15 protein-coding genes and 1 tRNA gene are annotated in these 16030 nt (G+C 55.1%); 11 read left to right on the top strand and 5 right to left on the bottom strand.

What is annotated here, in order from left to right; genetic code table 11:
- Nucleotides 1-153 precede the first annotated feature (153 nt).
- On the bottom strand, nucleotides 154-891 hold the full coding sequence (locus VQ830_RS05415) for a hypothetical protein (protein WP_337267043.1): 738 nt from the start codon (nucleotides 889-891) through the stop codon (nucleotides 154-156).
- A 214-nt stretch (nucleotides 892-1105) separates the two neighbouring features.
- Between VQ830_RS05415 and VQ830_RS05410 the strand changes: the two genes are divergently transcribed.
- Nucleotides 1106-1231 carry a hypothetical protein gene (locus VQ830_RS05410; protein ID WP_337267042.1) on the top strand — a complete coding sequence of 42 codons (126 nt, stop codon included), beginning with the start codon at nucleotides 1106-1108 and terminating at the stop codon, nucleotides 1229-1231.
- 9 nt (nucleotides 1232-1240) lie between these two features.
- On the opposite strand, the gene VQ830_RS05405 is transcribed toward VQ830_RS05410, so the two are convergent.
- Both VQ830_RS05405 and VQ830_RS05400 read right to left on the bottom strand, forming a co-directional pair.
- Entirely contained in the window at nucleotides 1241-1420 is a 180-nt protein-coding gene (locus tag VQ830_RS05405) for a hypothetical protein (protein ID WP_337267041.1), read from the bottom strand.
- A 368-nt stretch (nucleotides 1421-1788) separates the two neighbouring features.
- Nucleotides 1789-1864: transfer RNA gene (locus tag VQ830_RS05400), tRNA-Ile, on the bottom strand.
- A 145-nt stretch (nucleotides 1865-2009) separates the two neighbouring features.
- On the opposite strand from VQ830_RS05400, the gene VQ830_RS05395 reads away from it, so the two are divergent.
- The 3 genes from VQ830_RS05395 to VQ830_RS05385 all read left to right on the top strand — a co-directional run bounded on the left by VQ830_RS05395 (nucleotide 2010) and on the right by VQ830_RS05385 (nucleotide 3970).
- Complete coding sequence (locus VQ830_RS05395; protein WP_337267040.1) at nucleotides 2010-2753, top strand: SIMPL domain-containing protein; 744 nt, start codon at nucleotides 2010-2012, stop codon at nucleotides 2751-2753.
- A 237-nt stretch (nucleotides 2754-2990) separates the two neighbouring features.
- Nucleotides 2991-3377, top strand: a complete 387-nt coding sequence (locus VQ830_RS05390; RefSeq protein ID WP_337267039.1) for a BRA0787 family protein — start codon at nucleotides 2991-2993, stop codon at nucleotides 3375-3377.
- A 161-nt stretch (nucleotides 3378-3538) separates the two neighbouring features.
- On the top strand, nucleotides 3539-3970 hold the full coding sequence (locus VQ830_RS05385) for a DUF4174 domain-containing protein (RefSeq protein WP_337267038.1): 432 nt from the start codon (nucleotides 3539-3541) through the stop codon (nucleotides 3968-3970).
- A gap of 39 nt (nucleotides 3971-4009) precedes the next feature.
- Here VQ830_RS05385 and VQ830_RS05380 read toward each other — a convergent pair whose 3' ends face one another.
- Nucleotides 4010-4720 (bottom strand): GntR family transcriptional regulator, encoded by a 711-nt coding sequence (locus tag VQ830_RS05380; RefSeq protein WP_337267037.1) that lies wholly within the window; start codon nucleotides 4718-4720, stop codon nucleotides 4010-4012.
- A gap of 262 nt (nucleotides 4721-4982) precedes the next feature.
- On the opposite strand from VQ830_RS05380, the gene VQ830_RS05375 reads away from it, so the two are divergent.
- The 6 genes from VQ830_RS05375 to VQ830_RS05350 all read left to right on the top strand — a co-directional run bounded on the left by VQ830_RS05375 (nucleotide 4983) and on the right by VQ830_RS05350 (nucleotide 10711).
- The gene (locus VQ830_RS05375; RefSeq protein WP_337267036.1) at nucleotides 4983-6071 is read left to right on the top strand and encodes an ABC transporter ATP-binding protein; all 1089 of its coding nucleotides are present in this window, start codon (nucleotides 4983-4985) and stop codon (nucleotides 6069-6071) included.
- Between the two features lie 29 nt (nucleotides 6072-6100).
- Nucleotides 6101-7402 (top strand): ABC transporter substrate-binding protein, encoded by a 1302-nt coding sequence (locus tag VQ830_RS05370; RefSeq protein ID WP_337267035.1) that lies wholly within the window; start codon nucleotides 6101-6103, stop codon nucleotides 7400-7402.
- A 101-nt stretch (nucleotides 7403-7503) separates the two neighbouring features.
- Nucleotides 7504-8391, top strand: coding sequence for an ABC transporter permease (locus VQ830_RS05365; RefSeq protein WP_337267134.1), 888 nt, complete (start codon nucleotides 7504-7506; stop codon nucleotides 8389-8391).
- A gap of 1 nt (nucleotide 8392) precedes the next feature.
- A complete protein-coding gene (locus tag VQ830_RS05360) occupies nucleotides 8393-9214 on the top strand; it encodes an ABC transporter permease (RefSeq protein ID WP_337267034.1) in 822 nt (273 codons plus the stop codon).
- Nucleotides 9215-9218: 4 nt separating this feature from the next.
- The gene (locus VQ830_RS05355; RefSeq protein WP_337267033.1) at nucleotides 9219-9950 is read left to right on the top strand and encodes an aspartate/glutamate racemase family protein; all 732 of its coding nucleotides are present in this window, start codon (nucleotides 9219-9221) and stop codon (nucleotides 9948-9950) included.
- A 272-nt stretch (nucleotides 9951-10222) separates the two neighbouring features.
- Nucleotides 10223-10711: a heme-degrading domain-containing protein gene (locus VQ830_RS05350; RefSeq protein WP_337267032.1), complete on the top strand. Its 489-nt coding sequence runs from the start codon at nucleotides 10223-10225 to the stop codon at nucleotides 10709-10711.
- A gap of 95 nt (nucleotides 10712-10806) precedes the next feature.
- Here the strand turns inward: VQ830_RS05350 and VQ830_RS05345 are convergent, their stop codons facing one another.
- On the bottom strand, nucleotides 10807-12051 hold the full coding sequence (locus VQ830_RS05345) for an AGE family epimerase/isomerase (RefSeq protein ID WP_337267031.1): 1245 nt from the start codon (nucleotides 12049-12051) through the stop codon (nucleotides 10807-10809).
- Between the two features lie 162 nt (nucleotides 12052-12213).
- Here VQ830_RS05345 and metH point away from each other — a divergent pair, with 162 nt between their 5' ends.
- Complete coding sequence (gene metH, locus VQ830_RS05340) at nucleotides 12214-15987, top strand: methionine synthase (protein WP_337267030.1); 3774 nt, start codon at nucleotides 12214-12216, stop codon at nucleotides 15985-15987.
- Nucleotides 15988-16030: the final 43 nt, after the last annotated feature.

Below are 16030 nucleotides of genomic sequence, written 5' to 3'. Positions count from 1 at the left end.
GGTGGCTTTCGGTAGCTCCCGCGATCTTTATCGCATTGGGCACTCGGCAGGATTGATACCAAATCTTGGCATCAAGCATCATCTGCGAGAATTGCTTTAGACAGCGCCACGGTGATTGACGTTGGGGCTGTTAACCTACCGCGATTTCCAGCATTACGACGCGATGTCCTCGGGTGGCCAGATACGTTCACCCTGACCGGTGTAAAGCAAAACTCTCAAGTTGTGTGTACGTACGTATATCGACCCATCTGATTTCGAGATGTGGATCGGTGAACTCATGTCAGAGTTGGACCCGTGGTTGTCCTTCGCCTCGAGAAGAACCTTCGCTTGATCACCAAGCGACAAAGGAGGCTCTTCGGAGGTGAATTCCCCGCTGATCGCTCTTTCCAGATCGGGAACCACGCGGCTTAGCACAACAATTGCACGTCCGAACTCCTCCGGCGAAAATGGCTCAGAGAATTCAATTGCAAATCCGGATCGTCCATTTTGCCTGTAATAGTCTTCATCGTCGAATGTCGGGAAACCAAGACTGACAGTCTCGCCGTTCTGAACAATGTTGTTGAGTGATACGTAGAGCGTTGTCAGGTCCTCACCAGACGCGTCGGTACTCTGTGGAGTTTTGCGTACCAATCCTTTTAGTGCTTTCCATGCATCTTCACCGGCAGAGCCCAGGAAACCTTCAAAGAATGGCTTTACGAGTATGGCAAGGGGCCACCACTTGGCCGCGTCGAGCATGACCTGTACGAAATCGTTGGGACCGGCCAACCCTGGCGCTTGCTCGGTGCGAACGTCACTCTTCAGTAACGATGCGATTGTGGTTGAGACTTTCTGCGTCTCTGCTGGTGATCGATTGTTGCAATAAGCCACAATTGGCGGGAGAGCCTTGTTCATCATGGATCATCCTAGATTGGCAGGTGCTGCCGCAATAGACGACGCATGGCTTGCGGCGTCAAGTAACCCCACCGCCCTAGCATCAAATGATGGGGTGCGATCGGCTCGAAACCATTGGACTCGAAAGGAAGTCAAGATGACAGACCCTCAGCCCTCGGAATAGCAGGAGATAGCGAATGCCGCTTACGTCTGGAGGCGCAAAGTACAAGCCGACATGATTGATGCTCTGCGGAGTGTCGATATTAAGCTGCAAGACGCCGAATGGTGGTTCCAGCGCTTTACCAATGCCTACCGTCGCGAGATCGAAACCGAGGCGACGGCAAAGGCTTCCCAGAAGTAAATGATGGGGCTACAGTTCTTCGGAGCGAACCTTTTCCAACTCCTCAGGCATGACGGCTGCAAGAACAGCGTCCGCCTGAGGAAGGTAAGATTTCCACATCGGCTTGCCTTCGAATGAAATATTTTCGGGATGGCCGTCAAAACGGCAAAGCGATCGAGCGGCTGCTTCTCGAATGTTCTTCGGTTTCATATCTAAGCGCCTCACTGGAGAGTTAGTGCGAACGCTATCACGTTGGGATCTGGATGTGCCAGGAGATCGAACGGCGGAAGGGCCGAAGAAACAAATGATGGGTACCCTCGCTGTCCTGCAGCGAGGGTATTTTCGTCTCTAAAGGTCGTTATCGTACTGATAGAGGTTCATTCGTTCAGCCACGACGCGGCCGGCCGTTCAAGCCCGCGCTTCTAGAAGAGCCTTCAAATGGCCTTTGAACTATTTCTCAAAATTGCAAAACCAAGTGAAAAAATTGCAAAACCGCGCGCCGCGCTACAACCGCCTCCGAAAAGGTGGGACGAACAGGCAGAAATTAACCTGAAAAGACAAGGAGATAATGATAATGATGGTGGGCCCGGAGGGACTCGAACCCCCAACCAAGCGGTTATGAGCCGCCGGCTCTAACCATTGAGCTACAGGCCCTGCGCGTTGCGCGGTTGCCGGAGCAATGGCTCCCCGGCGCGAAAGCCTCTAACGTAATTTATGACTTATCACAAGGCATTGCCGCATTGGCTTCACAATCACACGCGACAAAAGCGTGGGAAACAAATCAAGGAAGTTCTTGCCGATGTCGATCGTCCGTGCCTTCGCGCTCAGCCTGCCCGTTGCCATCTTCGCAGCATCATCAAGTTTGCCAGCTTTGGCAGCGGAGGAGGGGGTGCAGAAGCCCACAATCGTGGTCACCGCTGAAGGACGCGCTACGATGGCGCCGGATACAGCACTTCTCGATTTTTCTGTCGTCAAGAATGACAAGACAGCCAAGGCTGCTCTCGATGAAAATAACAAAGCGATGGCCGCGGTGATCGATGGCTTGAAGAAGGCGGGCGTGGCGGACAAGGATCTTCAGACATCGGGTTTTTCCGTGCAGCCGCAATATGTTTATCCGCAAAACCAGAACAATGAGAACAAGCCACCACAACTCGTCGGCTATCAGGTTTCGAATTCAGTTTCCGTTCGCTTGCGCGATCTGTCGAAACTTGGTGGCGTCCTTGATCAGGCTGTGATGCTCGGGATCAATCAGGGCGGCCAAATTCAATTCATCAACGACAATACAGACAGCGCAATGGAGGAAGCGCGCCGCAAGGCCGTGGCCAATGCCATGCAAAAGGCCAAGGTCTTGGCTGATGCAGCTCAGGTGATTCTTGGTAAGCCGATCGAGATCCGCGAGCAAAATTCGATTGCGATGCCACCTGCGCCTGCGCCTATGATGCGCGCAACCATGATGAAGGAAGCCGATGCCGGCGTGCCAGTGCAAAATGGCGAAAACACCTATAACGTGAATGTGCAGATGGTTTTTGCCATTCAAGATTAGTATTAATACCAGAGCCAGACCGAAAAATATGAGGCGCTGATCGCTTAAAGATCAGCACCTTAGGACAATCGCGCGCTGCGCAAGGTGTGCTTCGGCGCAAAAAGTCTTTGATCACGGATTTATTACACTATAACATTGATCGTGTTTCGGTCCGCAGAGGGTAGATGCGCTGCCTCACCCGCGTTCGGCTGACCGATAACGGGAATAAAAGGCTACATCCTGTGAGAGGAGACAGACATGACGAACGCCTTGCCGCCGCTCCATAACGGCCATGCCCCGTTTACCCTTCAGCAGCTCTTCCGTGAGGCTCTTTATGCCTACGAAGAATGGGATGACAATGAAGTAACGGAACCGATCGTAATGTTCGAAGGTCGGATTGTCCCCATTCGCGAAGTCTTTGAGGCAATGCGGCACTGCACGGACATTGTCCCGAAGAATATTGTTGAGGCAGTGACTGAAAGACTGACGAAACCCTGGGAAGGCGAGGGACCGCTGGACCAGATGAGCTTTTCGACCGCCGCTCGTGTGATGAGCGTGCTTGTTAGGAAGCGTTTGCTTGCAAACGGGGTTGCAGATCCGGTTGCTGTCGCGAGCAAAACAATCGAGCGCCGTTCTCGAAGCTAATTTAAATTCATATATTGCCTGATGATGTTTCGCCCCGCCATGGGGCGAAATATTTTTTATAATGGTCGCGCCTTCTGGAAGCAACAACCGCTATCCAGTTTCAACGGGCAGTGGAACGTCTTTTGTCGCGATACGTTCGATCTGGAGGAAGGAGACCAGCCATGCTGAAGTCCATCGTCCATGAGATTCTCGGCGGCGAACGCCCCGCACAAGAGCGGCCAAAATGTCTTGCGCCTCTGATTGGCAGGAAGCATACACTGCTGATCTTTGTCGATGCCGAAGATGATCGCGCCGCGCGTCAGGATGCGTTTCTCAAGAATTTCCAGATGCAGCTTATTCACGAGGACATCGAGGTTTTTCGTGTTGCGGGCGGCGGTGTGTTTCCCCTGTTCGATGCCTCCGCCGATCTCGATGCCGATGAGATCCGAGACAAACTACAAGGGCCTGAGCATGGGCGGTTCGCCGTCATCCTCCTTGGTTACGACGGGGAGCCAATCTTGCGCTCTTACGAGCCCGTGGATGTAGAAACGATCTTGACCGCGATCGGACAGGCGCCAGCGGAATTGCCTAATTCCGCCTCGGTTTTGAAGTAGAAGCTGTAACGAGAAAATCAGGCATGGACGCCGTCGTCGCTAAAGTTCGAACGCTTCCTTCAGGCTGACGCCACGGCGTTCGCGAAGATCGAGATCGGCTTCAATATGCTCGATATGATGCAGCATCGTCTGGCATGCTGCATCAATATTGTTCTTTGCAAGACACTCAAGAATATGTTCGTGCTCATTGTGGCCGCAGCTTGACGCAGTGGAGCGCCCGTAAAGCGCGATCACCAGTGAGGAGCGGGCAATCAGTTCCTCCATGAAGCGGTGAAGAACAAGATTTTGCGACAATGCGGAAATTTCCAGATGAAAGTCGCCTGAGGCCTTGATCTCCGCACGACGGGCCGTCTGACCTCGCTCGTTCATCAACTTGCCCTCATCAGCGAGAAGCTGTTTCAGGCGGCTAATGTCGTCGCTCGTGATGTTGCCGGCCGCCTGCCTTAGAATGCCTGGTTCAACCAGTTGTCGAGCGGCGAAAATCTGGCGCGCTTCCTCCGGCGACGGATAGGCAACAAACGCCCCCCTGTTACGCTCCACCCTGACGAGACCTTCGTATGAAAGTGCCTGAAGTGCTGCCCGTGCCAATGTCCGGCTGACATTGAAGAGGCTGCCAACATCACTTTCAGACAATTTTGTGCCTGGAGACAATCGCCGCTCGACGATTGCAGTTCGGATGGCCTCACGAATATGTTGTGTGCCGCCGTCTCCCTCGCCATAGGGTGATAAAATCGCTTCTCGATCGTTCATGTCATCGTTCCCGCATTTCAAAAGCATAGCTGCTTCATGCGAAAAAGGAACCCAGAATCGCATTCGAATGTGAGCACAAATCGAATACAATCATCTGCACTGCATGTGCACAAAAGCCTATTTATAAGGCAATATTTTCATGCTCGGATCTCAGCGTATTTTTTGTGCACTTGGTAAAATACCAAAATTTTCATCGGTTTATCCGCTTCAAATCGACATGGCATGCAAGATGCATCGGCTTAACCGTAACAGGGGAGACATGATGTCGAAGGCGGCAGAGATCGATATTGCATCCGTTTCGAAAATTTACGGCACGACAACGGCGGTGCAGTCCATCAGTCTGAAAATTCCGGCCGGCTCTTATTGCTGCCTGCTCGGGCCTTCCGGATGCGGCAAGACTTCGACCTTGAGAATGATTGCTGGCCACGAAAGCATTTCGTCCGGCGACATCAGGCTCGGCAATACGGTGGTCACTGACTTTCCGCCGGCCAAGCGCGGCACGGCGATGATGTTTCAGTCCTACGCGCTTTTCCCGCATCTCGACCTCATCGATAATGTCGCGTTCAGCCTCAAGATGAAGGGCGTGGAAAAGCAAGAGCGCCATGCCAAAGCGCTTGAGATGCTGAAGCTCATGCAGATGGATGCTTATGCGGGACGACGTCCTGCACAGCTTTCCGGCGGTCAGCAGCAGCGCGTCGCCCTTGCGAGGGCTCTCATAACAGATCCTGAGGCGCTTCTGCTCGACGAACCTTTGTCGGCACTCGATCCATTCTTGAAGATCCGAATGCGGGCTGAGCTGAAGCGCCTCCAAAAGCTTCTCGGCATCACCTTCGTCCACGTCACCCACAGCCAGGAGGAGGCTATGGCGCTCGCCGATCTGGTCGTCGTCATGAACGACGGGCGGATCGAGCAGGCGGCACCGCCGAGAGTAGTATTTGAGCGCCCAGCAACGGCCTTTGTTGCGCGTTTCATGGGCGACCATAATGTTTTGTCCGGCCGCATCGTGTCAGTGTCCGATGGGCTTATCACCATGGAAGTTCCCGAAGGCCAAACCTTTGTCGTCAAGGGCGAAGGACGTGAGGTTGGTGAGCCCGTCGATATCGGTATTCGCACGGACCGCGTCATTCTGCGCGGCGCTACCGACAAGACGCTTGGCTTCAATGGCGTTGTTTCGAACGTCGAGTATCGCGGGGCCTCGGTCAAGATCACCGTCGCCGGCGCTGGCAGCGACGACTTTACCATCATTGTAAGCGACGCCGACTATTTCGCCATGCCTGTCAATATCGGCGAAGCGGTGCCGCTGAGCTGGGCTCTGGAGGATGTCATCCTCTTAGGCCGTCTTTCTGCATAATTTGCCATCTCAACAAGGGGAACGAAAACATGACTGATGAGAAGCGATCTAAAGCCAAGGGCGCAAAGGGTATTTCGCGCCGCTCGCTGTTGAAGACCGGCGCTGCAGCTGTTGGCGCTGCGGCTGGCTCCGGACTGATCACCGGCTTTCCCACCATCTGGGCGCAATCCAACATCACGTTGAGGCAGTTCGGCACGGGTGTTTCCAACATCAACGCGATCGCCGAGAAGTGCAAACAGGATCTTGGCATTACGCTGGAAATGACGGCGACCGACTCTGATGCCGCCGCCCAGCGTGCGGTAACGCAGCCGAACAGCTACGATATCGCAGATGTGGAATACTGGATTGCCAAAAAGGTCTATCCGGCCGGCGTCTTGCAGCCGATGGATGTCAAGAAGCTGAAATATTACGACAAGATCGTGCCGCTCTTCATCACCGGCAAGTTGAAGCCCGACAGCACGATCGCACAAGGCACCGCTCCTCATACGGTGGGCTTTGTCGATAAGCCCGGCGCGAAGACGTTTGCCAAGGAGCCGACCCAGTGGCTCACCATGATGCCGACGATCTACAATGCCGATACGCTTGGCATTCGCCCCGACCTGGTTGGTCGCGAAATCACCACCTGGGCCGATATCATGGATCCGGCCTTCAAGGGAAAGACATCGATCCTCAATATTCCGTCGATCGGCATCATGGACGCCGCGATGATCATGGAAGCCATGGGCAAGATCAAATATGCCGATAAGGGCAATATGACCAAGGCCGAAATCGACAAGACGATCGAGTTCCTGATCAAGGCAAAGCAGGACGGTCAATTCCGTGCCTTCTGGAAGAGCTTCGACGAGTCCGTCAACCTGATGGCGTCCGGCGAGGTTGTCATCCAGTCGATGTGGTCGCCGGCCGTTGCCGCCGTGCGCTCAAAGGGCATTGCCTGCAAATACCAGCCATTGAAGGAAGGCTATCGTGCCTGGGGCGGCGGCCTTGGTCTTGCCGCTCACCTGAAGGGCGCGCAGCTTGATGCGGCTTATGAGTATATCAACTGGTATACGTCCGGTTGGGTTGGCGGTTATCTCAATCGCCAGGGCTATTATTCGGCTTGCATGGAAACTGCCAAAAACTTCATGAGCGCGGATGAATGGGGCTATTGGATCGAAGGCAAGCCGGCCCAGGGCGACATCCTTTCGCCGGAAGGCAAGGTGATGGAAAAGGCAGGCGCCGTGCGCGACGGGGGCTCGTTCGACGAGCGCATGGGCCACGTGGCATGCTGGAACTCGGTCATGGACGAGGACCGCTACATGGTTCGCCGCTGGAACGAATTCATCGCGGCGTGATCATAACATCGGTCTTCCTCCGGCGACGGAGGAAAACCGCCTCGACCGACGAGATCTGCAGGAGCCGAAGGAATATGACGATCATTGTGCCGCCGCCCAAGGTGGAGAAAGCGCAAAAGCCGGAAAAGCCTGCGTTTCGCTTGCCGCCAGGGCTGGTGTCCTATCTTCAATCGGCTCCGCTCATCCTCATCATCGGTTTCTTCTTCGTGCTGCCGATCCTGATGATTGCCGTCGTCAGTTTCTGGGATTACGACTTTGCTGGAATCTACCCGGCATTTCTGACCATGAACTACACGGAGTCACTTGGCTCGTGGGTGACATGGAAAACTTATCTCAATACTTTGAAGTTTACCGCCATCGTCTGGATGCTGACCCTCTTCATCGGCTTCTGGGTGGCTTATTTTCTCGCATTCCATGTTCGTAGAACCTCGATGCAGATGATCCTCTTCCTCGTCTGCACCGTCCCCTTCATGACGTCGAATATCATCAGAATGATTTCCTGGATTCCGGTCCTCGGGCGCAACGGTCTTGTGAACCAGGCTCTCGTCGATCTTGGGATCGTGCCAAAACCGGTCGAGTGGCTTCTTTATTCGGATTTTGCTGTCGTGCTCGCCATGGTGCATCTTTACACCCTCTTTATGGTGACACCGATCTTCAACACGCTGATGCGCATTGATCGCTCGCTGTTCGAAGCGGCGCGGGATGCCGGCGCGTCGGGCTGGCAGATTTTGTGGAATGTCGTTCTTCCGCTGGCAAAGCCTGGAATGGCAATCGGGACTATCTTTGTCGTCACGCTCGTCATGGCAGATTTTTCGACGGTGCAGGTGATGTCCGGAGGGCAGAGCGCTTCCGTCGCTCTCATGATGAAAAATCAGATGTCGCTGCTGCAATATCCGGCTGCCGCCGCCAATGCCGTTGTCCTTCTGGTCGTCGTTCTCCTGATGGTCTCTGCCATCCTGCGGGTCGTCGACATCCGTAAGGAGTTGTAAGATGCATCATGACAAGCGCACGGCGGAGTTTTACGTTCTTTCCATCTTCTTTGCGGTCTTCGTTCTGTTCCTTTACGGACCCCTGTCCGCCGTTCTCATCCTGTCCTTTCAGGGGCCGGATGGAGGGCTGACATTCCCGCTGAACGGGGTATCGCTGCACTGGTTTTTCAATCTTTTCGAAAAGCAGGCGGTTGGCGATTTCGGCGCCTCTTTCCAGCGGTCTTTCTTTCTTGGCCTGATGGTGATGGTCGTAACGGTTGTCGTATCGCTGCTGGCTGGACTTGCCTTTCGCCGCCGCTTTATCGGTGCCACCGCTTTATTTTACGCGACCGTCGCAAGCCTCGTCGTACCTTCGATCATTATTTCACTCGGCATCGGTGTCGTCTTTCAGCAGATCGGTATTCAGCCGAATTGGTATTCGTCTGCTTTCGGTGCTCATCTGACCTGGACGCTGCCATTTGGCGTGCTGATCATGTTCGCCGTCTTCAATCGGTTTTCGCCTTCGTATGAAGAGGCCGCGCGCGATCTCGGTGCGTCTTCCTGGCAAACTTTCTGCTACGTCGTCTTGCCGATGATCGCGCCCAGCCTTGTTGGTGTCGGGCTCTTTGGTTTCACGCTCTCTTATGACGAGTTCGCCAGAACGTTGATGACATCGGGCAGCTACAATACGCTTCCGCTTGAGATTTACGGCATGACGACCAATGTCACGACACCGGTGCTTTATGCGCTTGGTACGGTTACGACGGTCTTCTCCTTCACCATCATTCTCGCTGCTCTGGGCTTTATGTCGGCTTTGCGGCGGCGCCAGGCGAAAGCAAGCTGATCTCATGCGTATTCTTCTCGTCAATCCTAATACAACGGCCTCGATGACAGAAAAGGCGGCCCTGGCAGCTCGAACGGTTGCCGGCGCTGGGACTGAAATTGTCGCGGCAACGGCATCAACCGGACCAGTGTCGATCGAGGGGTATTACGATGGCGCCTTTGCTATCCCTGGTCTGATTGCCGAACTGAAGTCACGGCAGGCAGAGGGCTATGATGCTGCCGTGATCGCATGTTTTGACGATACTGGACTTGAAGCCGCCCGCAGCTTCTGCACGGTGCCCGTGCTTGGTCTTTGCGAGTCGGCGATTGCGACGGCGGGTTTCCTTGCGCAGAGGTTTACCGTCGTCACCACGCTCGAGCGCTCGCGTATTCTTCTTGAAAATCTTGTGCGTCGCTATGGTATGGGAGCACGCGCCAAGGTGCGAGCTTCCGACATCCCTGTTCTTGAACTGGACGACCCTGCTGGCGGCGCCCTGCCGCGTTTGAAGGCTGAAATTGAAAAGGCGCTGGACCAAGACGGAGCTGAAGCGATCGTGCTTGGCTGTGCAGGAATGACCGATCTGGCGCGCGCGCTGCAGACCGAGTATGGCGTGCCCGTAATTGATGGTGTCGTTGCTGCCGTCAAGCAGGCGGAGGCACTGGTGTCGATGGGTCTGACAACGAGCAAACGCGGCTCTTATGCGGCACCTTTGCCGAAAGTTTATAAGGGAGCGCTTGCTAATTTCGCCCCGACGTAAAGCGTCTGATCGCGGGCAAGGCCTTTAACGTCGAGATGATTGGTCAAACCTGTCGGCATGCGTTTGTGAGGCGATGATCCACGGCTTAACTGCTTCAGCGACCATGGCTCAAGAAAGCGCCTTTCTATTCCGCAGGCTCCGGTATCATCCGACATCGACGCCTTTCGATGACTTTCCCTGAGTGTTGCCTCTGCCTTTGCATATCCAGTTGCAAAAGCTGACCACTTTTGCCTGAGATGCTGTAAAAGAATCGCAAATAGCTAAAGGAGCGGATGAGGATGGACGAGGATATCGCCAGGATCGCAGAGCAGGAAAATGCCCTTGTTTTCGACAGTTTCGATCTGGCGACCGGCTGGCAGCTTGGTAAGCTGCTTCAGGAAATGGCGAGCGAACGCGAGTTAGGTGTCGCGATTGATGTGACACTGGCGTCAATGCCGGTATTTTATGCTGCGCTACCGGGTTCGACGCCCGACAATGCGCAGTGGATCAGGCGCAAACGCAATGTCGCTCTTCGATATTTCAAAAGCAGTTATGCGGTTGGTCTGGAACTGAAAAGCAAGGGTAAGACAGTCGCAGACAATGGTCTATCCGATGTCGATTATGCTTCTCATGGCGGTAGTTTTCCGATTTTCGTGCGCGGCACAGGCTGTGTCGGCGCCGTCACTGTGTCAGGTCTTCCGCAGCGAGACGATCATAACCTTGTTGTCGAGGCTTTATGCCTGATCCTCGCCAAGGACCTTGAGCACCTCCGCCTTCCGTAAAGATCGGCGGGCTCCGCATTGGTCCAGCCGAGCCGCTTTTCAAGGAAGGCATGTTGCGCCCGAACAGCATTTTCGAGCGCAACACTGCGTAGGTCTCAGAGCTTTCCACTAGCTTCTGTAACGACTTTCGTCAGGCTTGCTGTCGCAGGGAACAGCGGAATGAGGCAGGCTTGCAGAGCGTGGTAAATGTCGCCCTTACCTGGGAAGATCGAATGCGACGGCTTCAGGTCCTCAGTCAGTTCCTCGTGCCATCCGCCGTTTTCGTGATCGATGAAGAAGCGATCGATTGCATTCCAGATCTTGCGGTAGCTCTCCTCATAGAAATCGCTTGGGAAATGCTCGTTCAGATAATGGGCTGCCGCAGCCGCTTCGCAAGCCGGCCACCAAAGCTTTTCGCGACGGGCTGGGCGGTTTTCCCAGTCGAGTGTATAGAAGAAGCCTCCCTTTTGCTTGTCCCACCCCAGTGACATGGCCTCCTTGAACAGGTTCTTGGCCGCATCGGGCATCCAGTCGTGACGTCGACCGGAGAGCGACCACAATTGAAGGACAAGCCGTGTCCATTCCAGCGCGTGGCCTGGCGTCGTACCAGATGGGCGAAACATTTCGTTGCCACGATAATTTTTGTCCAGCTGCCATGAGGCATTGAAGTGTTCGGCAACGCGCCAGCCGACGGAGCCGGCCGAGCGCCGGATGATCAAATCGGTGATGCTAACGGCCTTATCAAGATAGTCGCTGTCTCCCGTCGCCTCATAGGCAGCCATCAACGCTTCCGTCAGGTGCATGTTGGAATTCTGGCCGCGGTAACTTCCACCATCGATCGGCGACCAGTCGGCCTGAAACTCTTCTGCGATTGCGCCGTGTTCGGCTTCCCAGAAATGCTTTTCCAGCACGTCCGTGACATCAGCAATCATGGCATCGGCCAGTGGGTGACCAATGGTCTTGGCCGATGAGCCGGCCAGGAGAACGAAGGCGTGGCCGTATCCCTGCTTGGTCGAGTCAACGGGCCCGTCATTGTTCAACGACCAGAAATAGCCCCCATTTTTTTGATCGCGATGATGGTTCCAGATATATTGCATGCCATGATCGACAAGATCGGCAGCACCGGGGCGTCCAACCAAAGTGCCAATCGAAAAGCAGTGTACGTCGCGCGCCGCAATGTGAACGGGACGAACCTGTCCTTCGGTATCAAGCGGTTTACCACTGTCATCGAGATCGAAGAACCCGCCCTTCGGATTGACCGAGTTGTTCTGGAAGAAATCGAAAAGGCCATCGGCCTGCTTCAGCAGCCATTGGCGATGGTAGGTTCGGCTGGTCCAGGGGCCGAGCGTTGCAGATGTCATAGTGCCTCCCGTTTCATACAGACTGTGCTTACCAAATCGCTATATAGAGAGGAAAAAGCTCTGTCACCCGGCAAGGTGCGGACATTGTGGGACGCCGCTATATGTTGACATAAAGATATCTTTATGTGATCTAGGGCGATATATCGAACGAGGAGTGCGCGCGTGTTTGACAATCTTTTTGGTTCCGACAGCGACAAGCGCGGCGATCGCGGCATTTTCGAAGCGCTGAAGAAAGCTGCTAGCGAACGTATCCTCATCCTGGATGGCGCGATGGGAACGCAGATCCAGCAGCTCGGTCTCGATGAAGACGATTTTCGTGGTTCGAGGTTTATCGGCTGCGCTTGCCATCAAAAGGGAAACAACGACCTTTTGATTCTCACCCAGCCTGATGCTCTTGAGGAAATCCACTACAAATACGCCAAAGCCGGTGCGGACATTCTGGAAACGAACACGTTTTCGTCGACGCGCATCGCCCAGGCCGATTACCAGATGGAAAGCGAGGTCTACGACCTCAACAAGGAGGGTGCGGCGGTCGTTCGACGCGCTGCCCTTCGCGCTGAGCGGGAGGATGGGCGCCGCCGTTTCGTTGCGGGCGCCATCGGTCCAACCAACCGTACCGCGTCGATTTCCCCCGATGTCAATAATCCGGGCTATCGTGCCGTCAGTTTTGATGATTTGCGGCTTGCTTATGCCGAGCAGATCGACGGATTGATTGATGGCGGCGCTGATATCATTCTGATCGAAACGATCTTCGATACGTTGAACGCGAAAGCGGCGATCTTTGCCTGCGAAGAGCGCTTTGCCGCCAAGGGCATTCATCTGCCGGTTATGATTTCGGGAACGATCACCGATCTGTCGGGCCGCACGCTGTCCGGCCAGACGCCGACGGCGTTCTGGAACTCGGTTCGTCATGCCGAGCCTTTCACCATCGGCCTGAACTGCGCGCTCGGTGCCAATGCAATGCGACCGCATTTGCAGGAGCTGTCGGGCGTTTCCGACACCTTCATCTGCGCTTATCCGAATGCTGGTTTGCCGAACGAGTTCGGCCAATATGACGAGACGCCCGATATGATGGCTGCTCAGGTGGAGGGCTTTGCCAAAGACGGGCTCGTGAATGTCGTCGGCGGTTGCTGCGGCTCGACCCCAGAGCACATCAAGGCAATCGCCGAAGCTGTTGCGCCTTATCAACCGCGTAAGCCGGTGGAACATCGTCCCTTCATGTCGCTCTCGGGGCTCGAGCCCTTCGAGCTCACGAAGGACATTCCGTTCGTCAATGTCGGCGAGCGCACCAATGTGACCGGCTCTGCGCGGTTTCGTAAGCTGGTTACCAATGCTGACTACAATGCCGCGCTTGATGTTGCGCGCGATCAAGTTGAAAACGGCGCGCAGATTATCGACATCAACATGGATGAAGGCCTGATCGATTCCGAAAAGGCCATGGTCGAGTTTCTGAACCTTATTGCCGCGGAGCCCGATATTGCCCGTGTGCCTGTGATGATCGACTCATCCAAGTTCCAGATCATCGAGGCAGGTCTGAAGTGCGTTCAAGGCAAGCCCATCGTCAATTCGATCTCGCTCAAGGAAGGTGAAGAAAGCTTCCTGAAGCAGGCGCGTCTTCTGCGCAACTATGGCGCAGCCGTCGTCGTGATGGCTTTCGACGAAACAGGGCAGGCCGACAGCTATGAGCGCAAGGTCGAGATTTGCCGGCGTGCTTACAAGCTGCTGACGGAAGAGGCTGGCATTGCACCGGAAGATATCATCTTCGACCCGAACGTATTTGCGGTGGCAACGGGTATCGAAGAGCATAACAATTATGGCGTCGACTTTATCGAGGCCGCCCGGACCATACGCCAGGAAATGCCGCTTGTTCATATCTCGGGCGGGGTATCGAACCTGTCCTTCTCGTTCCGCGGCAATGAACCGGTCCGCGAAGCAATGCATGCCGTGTTCCTCTACCACGCCATTCAGGCGGGCATGGACATGGGCATCGTCAATGCCGGCCAGCTTGCGGTTTATGATCAGATCGATCCCGACCTGAAGGAGGCTTGCGAAGACGTCGTCTTGAACCGTAGCCCCGACGCGACCGAGCGTCTCCTAGAGGTGGCGGAACGGTATCGTGGGCAGGGCGGGAAGGAAGCGAAAACCCAAGATCTCACCTGGCGTGAATGGACGGTTGAAAAGCGTCTGGAACATGCATTGGTGAACGGCATCACCGAATACATCGATGCCGATACCGAGGAGGCGAGACAGAAGGCTGCGCGTCCACTTGACGTCATCGAAGGACCGTTGATGGCCGGCATGAATGTTGTCGGTGACCTCTTCGGTTCCGGTAAGATGTTTCTGCCGCAGGTCGTGAAGTCCGCGCGTGTCATGAAGCAGGCTGTTGCCGTTCTTCTTCCCTACATGGAAGAAGAAAAGCGCCTCAATGGCGGTGAGGGACGCCAGTCCGCGGGCAAGATCCTGATGGCGACCGTCAAGGGCGACGTGCACGATATCGGCAAGAATATCGTTGGCGTCGTGCTCGCCTGCAACAACTACGAGATCATCGATCTTGGCGTCATGGTGCCGGCGACGAAGATCCTCGAAACAGCCGTTGCCGAGAAGGTCGATGTGATCGGCTTGTCGGGCCTCATTACGCCATCTCTCGATGAAATGGTCCATGTTGCCTCGGAAATGGAGCGGCAAGGCTTTGACATTCCGCTTCTGATCGGAGGCGCAACGACAAGCCGTGTCCATACGGCCGTGAAGATCCATCCCGGCTATAACAAAGGCCAAGCCGTCTATGTGACCGATGCGAGCCGCGCAGTCAGCGTAGTTTCCTCGCTGCTTTCACCGGACTCGCGTCAGAACTACATTGCCGGCATTCGCACTGAATATGCCAAGGTCGCCGAGGCGCATGCGCGGAGCGAGGCGGAAAAGGTTCGCCTTCCTTTGCAGCGCGCACGGGAAAACGCGGTAAAGATCGACTGGTCGAGCTACAAGCCGACGAAACCGAACTTCCTCGGTACGCGCGTCTTCGACGACTATTCTTTGGAGGAGCTTGTCGATTACATCGACTGGACGCCATTCTTCCAGACCTGGGAACTGCGGGGCCGTTATCCTGCCATTCTCGACGATGAGAAGCAGGGCGAGGCGGCCCGTCAGCTTTGGAACGATGCACAGGCAATGCTTGGCAAGATCATTGCAGAAAAATGGTTTCGCCCGAGAGCCGTCATCGGCTTCTGGCCGGCAGCATCTGTCGGCGACGACATCAAGCTGTTTGCCGATGATAGTCGCCAGGGCGAATTGGCGACTTTCTTCACACTGAGGCAACAGCTTTCGAAACGCGATGGCCGACCGAACGTCGCCCTTTCCGATTTTGTCGCTCCACTCGAGAGCGGCCTTGCGGATTACGTGGGCGGTTTCGTTGTAACGGCAGGCATCGAGGAAGTGGCAATCGCCGAGCGTTTCGAGCGCGCCAATGACGACTATTCATCAATTCTGGTCAAGGCGTTGGCAGATCGTTTTGCCGAAGCTTTTGCCGAGCGTATGCATCAGCGGGTGCGTAAGGAATTCTGGGGCTATGCGAAAGACGAAGCCCTTTCAAACGAAGACCTGATCGGCGAGGGATATGCGGGAATTCGTCCAGCTCCCGGTTATCCTGCACAGCCTGATCACACGGAAAAAGTGACGTTATTCCGTCTTCTTGACGCCGAGCAGGCCACCGGTGTGAGCCTGACGGAAAGCTACGCGATGTGGCCCGGATCGTCCGTTTCAGGTCTTTATATCGGCCATCCGGATTCTTATTACTTCGGTGTGGCCAAGGTAGAGCGAGACCAGGTCGAGGACTACGCAGCCCGCAAGGGCATGCCCATCATAGAGGTCGAGCGTTGGCTTGGGCCGGTGCTGAACTATGTGCCATCCAAACCTGCGGCCGCTATTGAGGACGCCGCCTAAGGATCAAGGCGGTAGCCCCGAAACGAATCCCGCTCGTTACGAA

Source organism: Oryzifoliimicrobium ureilyticum (genome assembly GCF_037199735.1).
GTDB lineage: Bacteria > Pseudomonadota > Alphaproteobacteria > Rhizobiales > Rhizobiaceae > Rhizobium > Rhizobium ureilyticus.
This window is presented reverse-complemented; position numbering and strand designations above follow the sequence as displayed.

Bases quoted from the DNA above. Each gene is read 5' to 3' on its own strand.
- VQ830_RS05410 (WP_337267042.1), top strand. From the start codon at position 1,106: ATGATTGATGCTCTGCGGAGTGTCGATATTAAGCTGCAAGACGCCGAA.
- VQ830_RS05415 (WP_337267043.1), bottom strand. From the start codon at position 891: ATGAACAAGGCTCTCCCGCCAATTGTGGCTTATTGCAACAATCGATCA.
- VQ830_RS05395 (WP_337267040.1), top strand. From the start codon at position 2,010: ATGTCGATCGTCCGTGCCTTCGCGCTCAGCCTGCCCGTTGCCATCTTC.
- VQ830_RS05385 (WP_337267038.1), top strand. From the start codon at position 3,539: ATGCTGAAGTCCATCGTCCATGAGATTCTCGGCGGCGAACGCCCCGCA.
- VQ830_RS05350 (WP_337267032.1), top strand. From the start codon at position 10,223: ATGAGGATGGACGAGGATATCGCCAGGATCGCAGAGCAGGAAAATGCC.
- VQ830_RS05375 (WP_337267036.1), top strand. From the start codon at position 4,983: ATGTCGAAGGCGGCAGAGATCGATATTGCATCCGTTTCGAAAATTTAC.
- VQ830_RS05380 (WP_337267037.1), bottom strand. From the start codon at position 4,720: ATGAACGATCGAGAAGCGATTTTATCACCCTATGGCGAGGGAGACGGC.
- VQ830_RS05405 (WP_337267041.1), bottom strand. From the start codon at position 1,420: ATGAAACCGAAGAACATTCGAGAAGCAGCCGCTCGATCGCTTTGCCGT.
- VQ830_RS05360 (WP_337267034.1), top strand. From the start codon at position 8,393: ATGCATCATGACAAGCGCACGGCGGAGTTTTACGTTCTTTCCATCTTC.
- VQ830_RS05345 (WP_337267031.1), bottom strand. From the start codon at position 12,051: ATGACATCTGCAACGCTCGGCCCCTGGACCAGCCGAACCTACCATCGC.
- VQ830_RS05370 (WP_337267035.1), top strand. From the start codon at position 6,101: ATGACTGATGAGAAGCGATCTAAAGCCAAGGGCGCAAAGGGTATTTCG.
- VQ830_RS05355 (WP_337267033.1), top strand. From the start codon at position 9,219: ATGCGTATTCTTCTCGTCAATCCTAATACAACGGCCTCGATGACAGAA.
- VQ830_RS05390 (WP_337267039.1), top strand. From the start codon at position 2,991: ATGACGAACGCCTTGCCGCCGCTCCATAACGGCCATGCCCCGTTTACC.